The organism is Sporomusaceae bacterium (genome assembly GCA_031460455.1).
Classification (GTDB): Bacteria; Bacillota; Negativicutes; order Sporomusales; family UBA7701; genus Anaeroselena.
On record JAVKTQ010000006.1, the window covers coordinates 21,800 to 35,519 of the forward strand.

The window sequence follows — 13,720 nt, forward strand, 5'->3', positions numbered from 1 at the left end:
CTAGGCGCGACGAGGCTTGCGCCGCGACGCGTACTCGGATGTACGCTAGCAAGCAAACGAGTCGCAACAACGCAGATGGGCGCTTTCCCGCGCCTCTAGGCGCGGATAGCTCAACTAAGGCTCGGGCTGTCGCCGAGCCAAGTTTCGCTTATCAACGGCCGAGTTCCAGAATACGCGGCGCGAACAACAGATACGCCACCACCAGCGACACCAGCGCCGTCACCAGCACGCCGCCGGCGGCGACATCCTTCGCCACCTTAGCCAGCGGATGGTAACCGGGGGACACGATATCCACCAGCGCCTCGACCGCCGTATTGAACATCTCCGCCACCAGCACGGCGGCGATCGTCAGCGCGAGAACGCCCAACTCCGCCCCCGACAGGCCGAGGCGGAAACCGGCGGCCATCGCCAGCACCGCCGCGACGGCGTGGATTTTCAGATTGCGCTGCGTGCGGAAGCAGTAGGCCACCCCGCTCGCGGCATAGCGGAACGACCGCAGCAGGCCGGCCACAATATTACCCTCTGCCGATCTTTTTATCATGCCAGTTCCACCATTTCAGCCGCTCGGGGTCGGGCACGTCGGCAGTGGCGTAATACACCGCGCAGCGCATAACATACAGCATGCAGCGATCCACCTTGCCCCCGGCCCGCTCGCACAAGCGGGCGTAAAGCTTCTCCGGGTCGCGCCCCTTGAGTTCCCCTACAGAACGAAGGCCGAGGTCCCATAAGTCCTCGGCGATTCTCGGGCCGACACCGGGAATGCGCCTGAACTCTCTCAGGATTGTTCCGCGGACGTCCTCTGTCATCATTTATCCCTCGCGGCCGATGCCAAGGGCAGCGAGAATGTGCTCCTCCTGCCGGCGCATCGCGGCCTTGTCGGCTTCCTCCTCATGGTCGTAGCCCACCAGGTGCAACATGCCATGGACGGTCAGATAAGCCATCTCCCGCTCCAGGCTGTGGCCAAACTCCGCCGCCTGACGCTCGGCCGTCTCAAGGGAAATGACGATATCCCCCAGCAGCGACTCCTCGGGACCACCCTGCACCGCCGGTTCCTCCCCCTCGTCAAGGGCGAAGGACAGCACGTCGGTGGCCGCGTCGATCCCCCGGTAATCGCGGTTGAGCTCGCGAATATAAGCGTCGTCGGCAAACACCACGCCGACCTCGGCCAGGGGCGATATAGCCAGTAATTTAGCCGCCTCAGTTAGGACGGCCGTCACCGTCTCCTTCACCTTCGGAGACGGCGCCCTCTTTTCCGGGACACTGCTTAGCACTATTTCCATTCTTCGCCTTCTTCCTCTCCAGTTCCTTCAGCGCGTCGGGGTATTCGATCCGCGAGTGGAACATACTCGACAGCACGCGGACAAACACGTCGCCGATGATGCTGAGATCCTTGAGGGTGAGATTGCAGTCGTCGAGCTGCCCGTCGTGGAGCCGCTCGCGGATGACTTTACGGACGGTTGATTCGACGCGGTTGACGTTGGGGCGCGACAACGAGCGCACCGCCGCCTCGCAAGCGTCGGCCAGCATCACCAGCGCCGCCTCCTTGCTCTGGGGGCGCGGCCCCTCGTAGCGGAAGTCGGCCTCGATGATGCACTCGCTGTGCTCGTTCTCCGTCGCCCGCCGGTAGAAATACGAAACCAGCATCGTGCCGTGGTGCTGCTGCACGATATCGACGATCGGCTGCGGCAGCTTGTAATCGCGGCAGAGATCGAGGCCGTCCTTGATATGCGAGGTCACGATCAGCGTGCTTAAGGACGGGGCGATCTTATCGTGGGGATTCTCGCTGTCCGTCTGGTTCTCGATGAAAAAATACGGTCTTTTGATCTTGCCGATATCGTGGTAGTACGCCCCCACCCTGACCGTCACCGGGTCGGCGCCGATATTGCCGGCGGCCGTCTCGGCCAGGTTGCCCACCAGCAGGCTGTGATGGTAGGTGCCCGGAGCGTCGAGCAGCAGACGCTGCAGCAGCGGGTTGCTGGGGTTGGCCAGTTCCATCAGCTTCACCGGCGTGGTAATGTTGAAGGTGCTTTCGAGATAGGGCAGAAACCCGATGGTGATGACCGCCGACGCGATGCCGCTCACCGCGCCGTGTATCCCCTGCAGCATTATCTGCGTGCCGTTGATCTGTTCAAGAAAACCTGTAGAGCCCACAGTGATGAAATTCATCGCCGCGATCCACAGGCCGGTTCTCGTCAGGCTGTAGCCGTGGCTGAACTTGGAAACACTGTAAACGCCGGTCAGGCTGCCGACCAGGGCCACCGCCACCGCCCGGAGGTCGTTCTCCACGATCACCCCGAACAATACCGACAGAGCGATACTGATAAAAATCCCCAGGCGGGTATCGATGAGGATGGCGGTCAGCAATGCGCCGGCCGCAACAGGGGCGATAAAATCAGAGTAAATGTGGGCCGCCTTGCCGAGTACCAGTGTCAGGAGAATAATCAGCCCCAGCAGCACCATATGGAGGTCGTTGGCATACACCTCGGCGGAAAACTTGTACAGGTAGCCGATAATCAGGCCCATGACCACCAGCACGAAGATCGCCAGGCCGAAAATGCGCACCTCGCTGATATGGCCGCGGTGCAGACCGAGTTCCTCCATGGCGTAGATCTGCTCGGCGGTCACGATGTCGCCCCGCCGCACGAGCACCTGGCCCTTCTTCACCGTCTCGCGCACAGGCTCGGTGCTGGCCAGAGCGGCCTGCTTGCGCTTATCGGTCTCGCGCACATTGAGGACGAAATTGGGTTTGACCAGCGTCTGAGCCAGCCCGGCCACCACCGACTCGCCATCCTTGCCCAGGCCGAGGCCTTCCGCATCGAGGGCGATGTTCTTGCGGGCGGCGTCCAGATCATCCTCGCGGATGCCGCGCTGGAGATATTTGCGCAGGACATTCTTGGTATGCTCCTCGGTCTTGGCCAGGTCGGCCTCGCCGAGGGTGGCCAGTCCGTCGACGGCCGCGGCCGGCAGCGACAGGGGCAGCGTAGTCTTGAGCTTTTCGGCCCTCGGGCCGGGCTCGGTCAGCGCCTTGTCGGCGGCTACGGCCCTGGCGGCGCGAAATACGGCGCCGGCGCTCTCCTCGGCCTTAGCGGCCACCGTTACATCGAAATCGTAGACGCTGGCCACGCTGGCCAGCACCTCCGCCTCCAGCTTCTTGGTCCTGATCTGATCGACATAAGAAACAGACCGGGGGGCGACGACGTCGCGATCGCTCACCTGGCCAACCTGGAAGGAAATCTTGTCCGCAATGAAGTCGGCGGACAGGATTATCATGTACAGAGAAAAAAACGCCATAAACAATACGATACGGCGCGTAAGCGGTCTGGCATGCATGCTGTTCGGCTGGGAAAACAATTCCCGGAGTTTATTCTGAAGGGATGACATTCTCTTTTCAACTCCACTGGCCAGGCGTGTGCCCTAACCCGGATTTGAAGCCTCGTAACGCTCGTAGGCTTTGATGATGCGGCCTACGATCTCGTGCCGCACGACATCGCTCTCGTTAAGGAAAATAGCCTCGATGCCGCGTATGCCGTCCAACACCGCCTGGGCGTGCTTCAGGCCGGACGAGTTGCCCTGGGGCAGGTCCACCTGGGTGATATCGCCGGTGACGACCATCTTCGAGCCGAAGCCAAGCCTGGTGAGGAACATCTTCATCTGCTCGGGAGTGGTGTTCTGCGCCTCGTCGAGGATGATAAAAGAATCGTCGAGGGTCCGGCCCCTCATATAAGCCAGCGGCGCCACCTCGATAATGTTCTTGGCCATGTACTTCTGGACAGTATCGACGCCAAGGATGTCGTACATGGCGTCGTACAGCGGGCGCAGATAAGGGTCGACCTTCTCCTGGAGATCGCCGGGCAGAAATCCCAGCTTCTCCCCCGCCTCGACAGCCGGACGGGTGAGGATAATCCGCTCGACCTCCTTGTTTTTCAAGGAAAAAACTGCCATGGCAACGGCAAGATAAGTCTTCCCGGTTCCGGCCGGTCCTATTCCGATCGTGATGAAGCTGTTGCGGATCGCCTCCAGATACAGGCGCTGGCCGAGCGTCTTGGGCTTGATGTGGCGGCCACGGGCAGTCACCACCACCGTATCGGCGAACATCTGGTGCAGGTTTTCCTCCCGCCCCTCCTTGACCATGCGCACGCTGTAGCGGACATCGTGCGCCGTTATCTGGTTGCCCTGGCGGTAAAGGAACAACAGCTCGTGAAAAAGCTTGGTCAGCAGCTCGACCTCAGCCCGGCTGCCGGTAATGACAACTTCATCGCCGCGGGAAACGATGCGGCTGGCGAAATTTTCGCCGATGAGGCGCAGGTGCTCGTCGCTGTGGCCGAGGATGGCCACCGCCGCCTGGGCGTCGGAAAGCTTGATCCGCCTCTCCTCGTGCTCGTTAGGCAAAGACTGTATGCCTCCCTATTGCAGGTTGATGTTCATAGTTTGCCCTATATCCTCGACAGTTTCCACCGTCACCTTCACGCGGACAAACCGGGGCTCGGCCGTTTGCAGCGTCGCGACCTCGCGGGTCAGCACCTGAGCCCCTTCGGGGATGCGGTCCTGGACGGCGGCCAGCGCCTTGCCCCTGGCGATGTCGCGGGCCTGCTCGACCGTTATATCGTACCTTTCGGCAACCAATTCGTGAAAGATATCTATGATAGATTCGACAGCGAAGTTGCTATTCCTGCCCCCGGACAGCTTTTTGTGGACCGTCTCCGCCTCGAAGCGGGGGAAGGGCTGGTCGGCGGCCTTCTTCAGCACCAGCGCGCGTCCGCCGGCCCGCAGCGTAACCGTCACCGCCTTCCGACCGGTACGGCGGAGCACCTCCTGTATGAGGCCAGCCTCGCCGTAACTCTCGTACCAGACACGCGCCTTGACGATCCCGGCGGCGCGGATAAAGCTGGCCGGCAGCGTGATGATCGGCGTCTGATCCTTGGCAGCCGGCGGCGGCTCGGTAAAGCCTTTGATAAGAAGATCGCCGCGCTTGACGGTATCGCCCTTCTTCACCGCCGCCTGGCCGGCGATCGCGATGACTTCGGTTATCACACCGTCCTTGGCGGCGACGACATGGGCCGGCGACCTATCCTCCGCCTTGGGCAGCGTCTTCTCGACAACCTCGATCAGCGCCCTCGTCCCGGTCAGGTTGACCCCCACCCAGGCCAGCTCCGGCAGCGCCAGCAGCATCTCCTTCTCCACCGCCTTGAGGTCGACGTCGGTCTTGGCGATCCCCGGCCGCAGCCCGTGGGCCGCCGCGACTGACGCGATCCGCCCGGCGGCCACCTCCTTGTGGCCGCTGACATCGACAAACCAAATCCTGGCTGTGAGCAAATTGAGGAAAACGAAAAACAGCACCGCCCCGACAACAAGCATCTTGCGCCGCCGGACGCGCTTGAGCGTGAACGGGAAGCCGGCGTGCCCCACAGCCTCCACGCGGCTCTGGCTCCGCCGGGCGAGCGGCCTGATGCGGAAAAAATCCGACAGCCGGAGGCTCGCGTACACGTCGTCGTTATGCTTGGCGATCCCCCATAAAAAAATGCCCCGTGCCAGGCATAGATTGATAAACCGCTCCGGAATGGCGCCGCTGATCTTCACCCTCACGGTGCCGTGCAGATAATTGGTCAGGCGCAGTGTCAGCATCTCGGACCACCTCAAGTCTCATACTTGATTTGCGTGACGGTTCCCTCCACGAGAAGCTGCTCGGCCTGAAAATTACCGATGGTGAGCTCGGCGCCGGCCACGTTCAGCTCGCCCTGGCTGAGCTTGATGCGCACGAGAGCGCCTGTATACTCGATAATCCCCTTATGGTTCTCGACCAGCAGTTGCTTGTTGCCGAGCATCGTGATCCGCGGCAGGTCGAGCACGATATCGGCCGGAATCTCCAGCAACCCGGCCAGTATTTGCAGATTGCCCTTACGGCGGCGTTGCATCAATCTCACCCCCATACCACAAATTTATTGCTGGGGCTGGAGGTTTAGTACAATATAGGCCGTTGATAAAGCCCCATCTGCGTCGTTGGTCCTGCGGGCGCTTGCTTACGTACATTCGAGTACGCTGCGCGGCGCGCCCTTGGATCCGCCTAGCATCTGGGGCTTTCTGAACGGCCTCGGCTATTCATTGTTTTTGGGGGAACGACACGCCTACCCTACCACCCCGTGGCGACGGTCGAGGTAATCCTCGAACTTGTGCACCTTGACAGGGGCGGCGAACCGCATGTAATTCGTGGCCACCACCATCTCGCCGCAGTCGAGATTCTTGATCTCATTGCGCTGCTGGAGGATATCCTTGCGGCACATCGCCTCCAGCTTGCCGCGGTCGGCCTTTGACGCCAAACCGAGGATGAACAGCGTGTTGAGCTGCGACAGCACCTTATCGGCCAGCAGGCGCGGCTGCTGGTCGACCACGCACAGGCCGAGATTGAATTTGCGCGCCTCGCTCACCAGGCGGGCGAAAACGTTGTTGCTGCCGTGCTCCTTCCTGCCCAGAAACCGGTGGGCCTCCTCAAGCACAATCAGGATCGGCCTCACGGCGCGGCGGGCTTCCTCCGTCTTGGCCGCATAGTGGGTGAGCAGTTTCTTCGACAACAGCGTCGACAGCGCCAGCTCGCCTACCGGCGACACATTCTTCAGCTCGACCAGCACCACCTTGCCCTGCTCAAGCTCGCCCATCATCTCGCCCACCACCGACGGCCCGCTTTCCTCGATATTGAGCTCGTTTTTCACATTCCAGCAGATACTCTTGATCTTGCTGATCGTCGGCGACTGGAACTTTTGGCCGGTGCTGGCCTTCAGCTCGTCGACGAGGTCGGCGGTGTCGTACCGCAGCACGTCGCGCACCCAGTTGTCGGCCAGCACGGACGACAGCTTGTAGATGGCGTCGAACTGCGGCTCGGTGAATGTGGCGCAGGCGGTGATGTCCTCCGGCCCGACCTCGCCGTAGTTTACCGTCAGCCGGCGGGCGTAGCCGGCCTGGGGATTGGCGTTATAGACCGCGAGACGCTCCTTTACTCCCGGATGGCGGGCGAGATCGCGATAGTACTCGTTGTGGACGTCGAAAACCAGCATGCCGTAGTTGCCGTTGTCGATGACCGAGCCGGCCAGCACCTTCACAAGATTGCTCTTGCCCGAACCGGTTGTGCCGAAAATGCCGATATGTTCGGTGATCGCCTTCGAGCCGTAAATGCCGACCGGCAGCTCAAGCACGCCGCGGCCGCTTTTGAGAAAGCCAATCTCCAGGTCGCCCTTCATCTCGGCCAGCAGAGCGGTATCGGCGTCGCTCAGGCCGCGCACTTCGCAGAAGAAATCGGGGCAGGTCTTGGGGTTGAACAGGCGGTTCTCGCCGTCGGCGTAGCAGAGCTGCTCAGCCATGCCGATCTTCACGGTATGATTGCCGCCGAGGTAAAACTCCAGCTCCTCCTGATTCTCCACCTTGCCCTCGCCGTCGAGCTTGTTCATCAGGTAGCCGACATTGTTGATCCCCGACCAGCGCGACTTCACCTTGAAATCGTAAGCCCGGATATAGAACCGGTCGCCGCTCTTCCCTTCCACAACCAGAATATCGCCGAAATCGACATCCTGCCCCGGGGCCACGACAAACTCGACATAGGTGCCCTTGGCGTAAATCAGCCGGCCCTTGTAATCGCTCACGCGCACGCCCCCTTTCGCTGCCGCGGAAAATGTGCGGACACTTTTTATTGTGCGCGGCGCGGCAAAAAAAAAACAGGGATTGATTTCCCTGTTTTTTATCGGCCGTTGATAAAAGCTTTTGACACTACCCTCGCCCGAAGCAGTGGCGCATAGGCCGCTTGCATCGCGGCGGCTGGATGACCTCCGCGAAAACGATGCCGTTGACCACCGCCTCCTGAGTGAGCTGCCCGTCCCACGGTCCCGCCTCCAACATCGCCGACGATACCTGAGCAGCTGCGGACATGTTCACCGCTGCAATATGCACCTCTGATTGCTCGAAGACGGCGGCTGCCGCCGGGCGGGGCCGCTCATCGGACGCCGGCGGCCGCACAACATCGGGCGCAGGCATACGGACCGGCGCCGGCCTTTCCTCCGGCCTCCGCTGCTCGGGAGGCGGCACCCGGTCGGGAGCCGGCGCCCTCGTTTCCACCGGCGGCGGCACCTGGTCGGGAATCTCCGGATATTTGTATTCTGCCTGGCGCCGCTTCTTTTTTAGAATCTCCGGCAAAATGTAGAATATGGCCATCAAAACCAGGGGTACGATAATATCCCACATGACGGCCGCCTATTTCTTCTCTTCGGGCTTGATCGGCGGCGCGGCCGGCCCGGCTTTGCTGATCGTCTCCCGCATCTGGGTGTCGGCCAGGATATTGTTCATGTTATAGTAATCCATCACCCCGAGGCGGCCTTCCGTAAGAGCCACGGACAGCGCCTTGGGCACATCGGCCTGGGCCTCCACAACCTTGGCCTGCATCTCCTGAGTAAAGGCGCGCATTTCCTGCTCCTTGGCCACCGCCATTGCCCGCCGCCCCTCGGCTGCAGCCTGGGCGACCCGCTTCTCGGCCTCGGCCTGGTCGGTCATAAGCTCGGCGCCGATGTTGCGGCCTACGTCCACGTCGGCGATATCGATCGACAAAATCTCGAACGCCGTTCCGGCGTCGAGGCCCTTCGCGAGCACCGTGCGCGAAATGTGGTCGGGGTTCTCCAGCACGTCCTTGTGGTCCACGGCCGAGCCGACGCTGGTAACGATGCCTTCGCCGACGCGGGCGATAATCGTCGCTTCGCCGGCGCCGCCCACCAGGCGGTCGATGTTGGCGCGGACGGTCACGCGGGCCTTGACCTTGAGCTCGATACCGTTCTTGGCCACCGCGGAAACGAACGGGGTTTCGATAACCTTGGGGTTGACGCTCATCTGCACCGCTTCCAGCACATTGCGGCCGGCCAGGTCGATAGCGGCGGCCCGCTCGAACGGCAGGGCGATCTGGGCCCGGTGGGCGGCGATCAGGGCGTCAATGACGCGGTCGACGTTGCCGCCGGCCAGGAAGTGGGCCTCCAGCTGATTGACATTGACGTCGAGCCCGGCCTTATTGGCCTTGATGAGCGGCAGCACGATCTGTGCCGGGGGAACGCGGCGCAGCCGCATGCCGATAAGAGTGAAAATCCCGACATGGACGCCGGCGGCAATCGCCGAAATCCACAGCCCCAGCGGCACGAAATGCAGGAAAAGGGCCAGACCGATTACAAACAGGACAAGGATAAAAACACTGCTCACTAAAGTCGCCATTATGATACTCTCCTCCTGATACTATTCTTGGCCTTCGACGGGGCGAACGACGATGCGGTTGCCGCTCACGCTCACCACCTTGACCTTGGTTCCGGCTACGATATACTGTCCCTCCGACACCACATCCAGGTGGGCGCCGGCGATATCGATAACCCCCGCCGGCCGCAGGATGGTCAGGACGACCCCCGTCCGGCCGAGGTAACCCTGGTAATCGTCGCCCGAAACAAAGCCCGCAGTCGCCGTCTCGGCGTCCTTAAGAACGAGCCGCTCCCACAGGCGGCTGGAAGGCAGCTTCTTAACGATCAACAGAAAGACGCCGATGGCTATTACCAGACTGACCGCCATCAGGTTGAGGGCGGTCATGTCGCCGCCCAGCGTCAGAAAAAAGCTCGCCAGGATGCAGAGAATGCCGCCAATCCCGAAGACACCCATCCCCGGAGTATAAATCTCGACGACAATCAGCACCGCGCCGGCGATGAACAGCGCGATCTCTACCCAGCCCGCCAGGCCGCTCAGCCACTGACTGGCGAAAAACAGCAGCACCGCGCCGAAACCGACGAGAGCGGCAACGCCCAGGCCGGCGGTCTTGATCTCGGTCATGATCGCCAGAAAAATAAGCGTTAGCAGCGCCGACTTGACCATCGGGTTGGAAAGCCAGCCCGCCATTTTTTCCGCCCAACCCTGGTGGTACTCGACAACCGGCGCGCCGGCCAGGCCGAAATGGGCGAGCACATCGGCCCGTTCCGCAGCCACCAGATCAGCATACCCCACCTTGACGGCCTGATAATCGGTCAGCGCCAGAATCTGCCCCGGCTCGGCGTAGCCGGGCAGCCCGAGCGTCTTGTCGACCATCGCCTCCGCCACCCTGGGGTTGCGGCCCGACTTGTTGGCAGTCGCGGCAAACTCGGCCTTGAGGGCGGCGATCGTCTTCTCGGTCGCCGGAATGGGCTCGGCCGCGCCGATGCTGCCGCCGGGAGCGATCGCGATCTTCTTGTGGGCAATGGCGATCAGCGCTCCGGCCGACCACGCCCTGTTCTTGATATGGCAGATGGTCTCCACCGGGGACTCGCTGATCTTGTCGCGGATGACGGTGGCCGCATCCACCAGGCCGCCGAAAGTATCAATCTCCACCAGAACGGCCCGTGCGTTCTTGGTCTTGGCCTCGGCCATCGCTTTATGGACGAGGGCGGCCTGTCCGCCGTCGATCTCGCCCTTGATATTAATGACAATCACCGGTCCTCCGGCGTCGCCGTAAGCCGCCGGACCGGCGGCCAGGGAAACGATCAGGGCCAGTGTCAGGATAAATGCGAACCGGCGCATAACTTTCCTCCCAGGCATATTACTGCCTTAGTGTATTCGGCATCCGCCTTCGTCATTCCTCTCTTGCGGACGGCGCAAAGCACACAACAATCGCAAGCGGCAATATTTTTTTAAATTTTGCAACTCTTTCAAACATTTTTATTTTTTAAAGGAAGCTTGACCTTTTACTTTATATATGATATTTTCTAGAAGCGTAATAGTGAAGCAAACAAATCGCAGCAACATTCTTCTTTTCAGTCCGCAATAATCGCAGCAACTATCGCCACCCTCATCGTACCACCCTCTACCGCAATATACATCTCGCAGACGCAGCCTTTTCGCAGCAACTGACGCCGCAATATACGCCGCTTCACATTACAAGTTGGGCAGGTCGAAAGACCTGCCTTTTTTCATTTCCTTACATTCCCGGCCGTTGATAAAGCCCCATCTGCGTTGTCAGTTCTGCGGGCGCTCCCTCGGCGTACATCCGAGTACGCCTCCGGTCGCGTCCTCGCCCTTCCTAGCATCTGGAGCTTTCTGAACGGCCTTATGCTTGTACAAATATCAGCTAAAACAAAAGCCGGTACCCTTACGGATACCGGCTTTTCATCTCATTTACTTGTTCAGCGCGTCCTTGACCATGGCGTTGACCGTTTTCCCGTCGGCGCGGCCCTTGACCTTCGGCATCAGGGCGGACATAACCTTGCCCATCTCCTTCGGTCCGGCGGCGCCGGTCTGGGCGACAGCCTCGGCCACCAGGGCGCGGACTTCCTCGTCGCTGAGCTGTTGGGGGAGATAGCCCATCAGAATGTCGATCTCCTGCTCGAGGCCGGCGACCAGATCGGGCCGGTTGCCCTTCTTGAACTCCTCAAGCGAGTCGCGCCGCATCTTGACCTCTTTGGCCAGGACATCCAGCACATCCTCGTCGCCGAGTTCCTTCTTGCGGTCGATTTCCACATTCTTGATGCTGGCGCGCACCATGCGGATGACGGAGAGGCGCAGCTTGCCGGCCTCTTTATCCTTCATCGCCTGTTTCATGTCTTCGGTGAGTCTTTCCTTGATCGACATGGCGGAAACCTCCGGAACATGTATCTGGTTCGCACGCCTGCGCTTGCCTGTGGCGGTTTAGCTCTTGAATTTCCGTTTGCGAGCCGCTTCGGATTTCTTCTTCCGCTTAACGCTCGGTTTTTCGTAGTGCTCGCGTTTTCTCACTTCGGAAAGAACGCCCGCTTTTTGGCAGGTACGTTTAAATCTGCGGAGTGCGCTGTCCAGTGTTTCGTTTTTACCCACTTTGACTTCTGACATATATCTCCCTCCCTCCACTACAGACCTGGGGAAGATTACTTATACATTCACCACAAAATTATACACGATAACGACAAGCAATGTCAATATTAGCCCGGAGGCCAAGTCATGAACCGCCCGCCGAGAATATGCCAATGGATGTGATAAACCGTCTGGCCGCCGTTATCCTTAGTGTTGACCACCGTCCGGAAGCCTTCCTCCGCCAGGCCGAGCTGGGCGGCGATCTTGGGAATGACCGTCATGATGTGCCCCAGAAGGGGTATATCGCCCTCACAGGCCTCGCAGAGGTGCGGGATATGGCGTTTGGGCACCACGAGGACGTGGACGGGAGCCGCCGGCTTGATATCGGGAAAGGCGACGACATGCTCATCCTCATATATTATCTTCACGGGAATTTCTTTGGCCGCGATCTTGCAAAAAATACAGTCTTGCTGCTGCACTGACGCTCTTCCTCTCCGCCGCGCTTCACCGCTTAGTAGTATACGCGTTTTCAGGAAAATATTCTGCCTTTTTCTATGATATCCTGCCGCGTAAGGCAGGGCAGGGAAAATTTAGCCAACGATCTCGCCCCACAAACCGTCCTTGTGAAGGCGCACGAGCCTGACAGGGCGGATCTCGCGCGCCAGACTCCGGGCGCCGTCCGTATACACGCGCATATAGTTGCCGGTCAGCCCCTCGACACCCCCGTCGGCCGCCGGCTCGAACAGCACCTTCAGTTCACGGCCGACGAAACGCGCGTGAAAAGCGGCCGCCTGCCGGTCGGCTAAATCCTGCAGCGCCGCAGCCCGGCGCTTCTTCTCCGCCTCGCTCACCTGGCCGGGGAATTCTGCCGCCGGCGTTCCCTGGCGGCGCGAATAGGGAAAGACGTGGATGCGGGCAAAATCCATCCCCGCCGCAAATGCGAGAGTATTCGCGAACTGTTCGTCCGTCTCGCCGGGAAAACCGACGATGATATCCGTCGTTATCGCGATATCCGGTACGCGTTCCTGGATGCCGCGGACGAGGTCGCGGTATTCGGCCGTGGCGTAGTGGCGGTTCATCGCCGCCAGCACGGCGTCGTCGCCCGCCTGGAGGGGCAGGTGCAGGTGGGGGCAAAATCGCTCGTCCCTCAGCATGACTGCGATCAGCGCGTCCGATACCTCGATCGACTCCAGCGACCCCAGGCGGAGCCTGGCCACACCCGGCACGGCCAGCACCGTCCTCACCGCGTCGGTAAGCGTTGCCGCGCCGCCCGCATCCTGGCCGTATGCGCCCAGATGGATGCCTGTCAGGACGATCTCCCGGAAACCGGCGGCGACAAACTTCGCCGCTTCCCGCTCGATGCTGGCGAGGGAACGGGACCGCAGCGGGCCGCGGGCGTACGGAATTATACAGTAGGTACAGAAATTGGCGCAGCCCTCCTGAATCTTCAGAAAGGCGCGGGTGCGGCCGGGGGCGGCGAACAGCGGGATATCCTCGAACTCGTCCGCGGCCATAATATCGCCGACCGCCCTTATCTGCCGGTGGCTGTCGGCCGCCTCCTCGGTCAGATCGACGATCCGCTGGCGGTCCTGGGTGCCGACGATGACGTCGACACCGGGGATAGCCTCGACCTCGCCGGGCGACACCTGGGCGTAGCAGCCGGTGACCACCACGGTGGCGCCGGGGCTCGTGCGGGTCGCGCGGCGGATGAGCTGGCGCGACTTGCGCTCACCCAGATGAGTGACCGAGCAGGTATTGACCACATAGACATCGGCGGGCCGGTCAAAGGCCACGACCTCATAACCCCGCGCCTTGAACAGCCCTTCCATCGTTTCCGTCTCGAACTGATTCACTTTACAGCCTAAAGTAGTAAACGCTACTTTCCGCACTCGCGTGACCCCCAACTTACCCTATTGGCAACCGG

At 60.9% G+C, this 13,720-nt stretch carries 15 protein-coding genes; all 15 read right to left on the reverse strand.

Annotated elements, in window-relative coordinates:
- Positions 1-151 precede the first annotated feature (151 nt).
- Positions 152-541: a diacylglycerol kinase family protein gene (locus tag RIN56_10580; protein ID MDR7867252.1), complete on the reverse strand. Its 390-nt coding sequence runs from the start codon at positions 539-541 to the stop codon at positions 152-154.
- Positions 516-809 carry a helix-hairpin-helix domain-containing protein gene (locus tag RIN56_10585; GenBank protein MDR7867253.1) on the reverse strand — a complete coding sequence of 98 codons (294 nt, stop codon included), beginning with the start codon at positions 807-809 and terminating at the stop codon, positions 516-518. The genes RIN56_10580 and RIN56_10585 overlap by 26 nt, the downstream gene beginning before the upstream one ends.
- A complete protein-coding gene (gene ybeY / locus RIN56_10590; GenBank protein ID MDR7867254.1) occupies positions 810-1,280 on the reverse strand; it encodes an rRNA maturation RNase YbeY in 471 nt (156 codons plus the stop codon).
- Complete coding sequence (locus tag RIN56_10595; GenBank protein MDR7867255.1) at positions 1,198-3,270, reverse strand: HDIG domain-containing protein; 2,073 nt, start codon at positions 3,268-3,270, stop codon at positions 1,198-1,200. Before RIN56_10595 ends, ybeY begins: the two co-directional genes overlap by 83 nt.
- A gap of 144 nt (positions 3,271-3,414) precedes the next feature.
- Positions 3,415-4,389 carry a PhoH family protein gene (locus RIN56_10600; protein MDR7867256.1) on the reverse strand — a complete coding sequence of 325 codons (975 nt, stop codon included), beginning with the start codon at positions 4,387-4,389 and terminating at the stop codon, positions 3,415-3,417.
- Positions 4,390-4,404: 15 nt separating this feature from the next.
- Positions 4,405-5,622, reverse strand: coding sequence for a sporulation protein YqfD (gene yqfD, locus RIN56_10605; protein MDR7867257.1), 1,218 nt, complete (start codon positions 5,620-5,622; stop codon positions 4,405-4,407).
- Positions 5,623-5,633: 11 nt separating this feature from the next.
- A complete protein-coding gene (gene yqfC / locus RIN56_10610; GenBank protein ID MDR7867258.1) occupies positions 5,634-5,912 on the reverse strand; it encodes a sporulation protein YqfC in 279 nt (92 codons plus the stop codon).
- 210 nt (positions 5,913-6,122) lie between these two features.
- Complete coding sequence (locus RIN56_10615; protein MDR7867259.1) at positions 6,123-7,628, reverse strand: ATP-binding protein; 1,506 nt, start codon at positions 7,626-7,628, stop codon at positions 6,123-6,125.
- A gap of 124 nt (positions 7,629-7,752) precedes the next feature.
- Positions 7,753-8,223, reverse strand: a complete 471-nt coding sequence (locus tag RIN56_10620; protein ID MDR7867260.1) for a hypothetical protein — start codon at positions 8,221-8,223, stop codon at positions 7,753-7,755.
- Between the two features lie 9 nt (positions 8,224-8,232).
- Entirely contained in the window at positions 8,233-9,231 is a 999-nt protein-coding gene (gene floA / locus RIN56_10625; protein ID MDR7867261.1) for a flotillin-like protein FloA, read from the reverse strand.
- A 21-nt stretch (positions 9,232-9,252) separates the two neighbouring features.
- Positions 9,253-10,551, reverse strand: a complete 1,299-nt coding sequence (locus RIN56_10630) for an NfeD family protein (protein MDR7867262.1) — start codon at positions 10,549-10,551, stop codon at positions 9,253-9,255.
- A 594-nt stretch (positions 10,552-11,145) separates the two neighbouring features.
- Positions 11,146-11,598 carry a GatB/YqeY domain-containing protein gene (locus RIN56_10635; protein ID MDR7867263.1) on the reverse strand — a complete coding sequence of 151 codons (453 nt, stop codon included), beginning with the start codon at positions 11,596-11,598 and terminating at the stop codon, positions 11,146-11,148.
- A gap of 57 nt (positions 11,599-11,655) precedes the next feature.
- Complete coding sequence (gene rpsU, locus RIN56_10640) at positions 11,656-11,835, reverse strand: 30S ribosomal protein S21 (GenBank protein MDR7867264.1); 180 nt, start codon at positions 11,833-11,835, stop codon at positions 11,656-11,658.
- Between the two features lie 89 nt (positions 11,836-11,924).
- On the reverse strand, positions 11,925-12,275 hold the full coding sequence (locus tag RIN56_10645; protein ID MDR7867265.1) for a histidine triad nucleotide-binding protein: 351 nt from the start codon (positions 12,273-12,275) through the stop codon (positions 11,925-11,927).
- Between the two features lie 111 nt (positions 12,276-12,386).
- Positions 12,387-13,685, reverse strand: a complete 1,299-nt coding sequence (gene mtaB, locus RIN56_10650) for a tRNA (N(6)-L-threonylcarbamoyladenosine(37)-C(2))-methylthiotransferase MtaB (protein MDR7867266.1) — start codon at positions 13,683-13,685, stop codon at positions 12,387-12,389.
- Between the last annotated feature and the right edge of the window lie 35 nt (positions 13,686-13,720).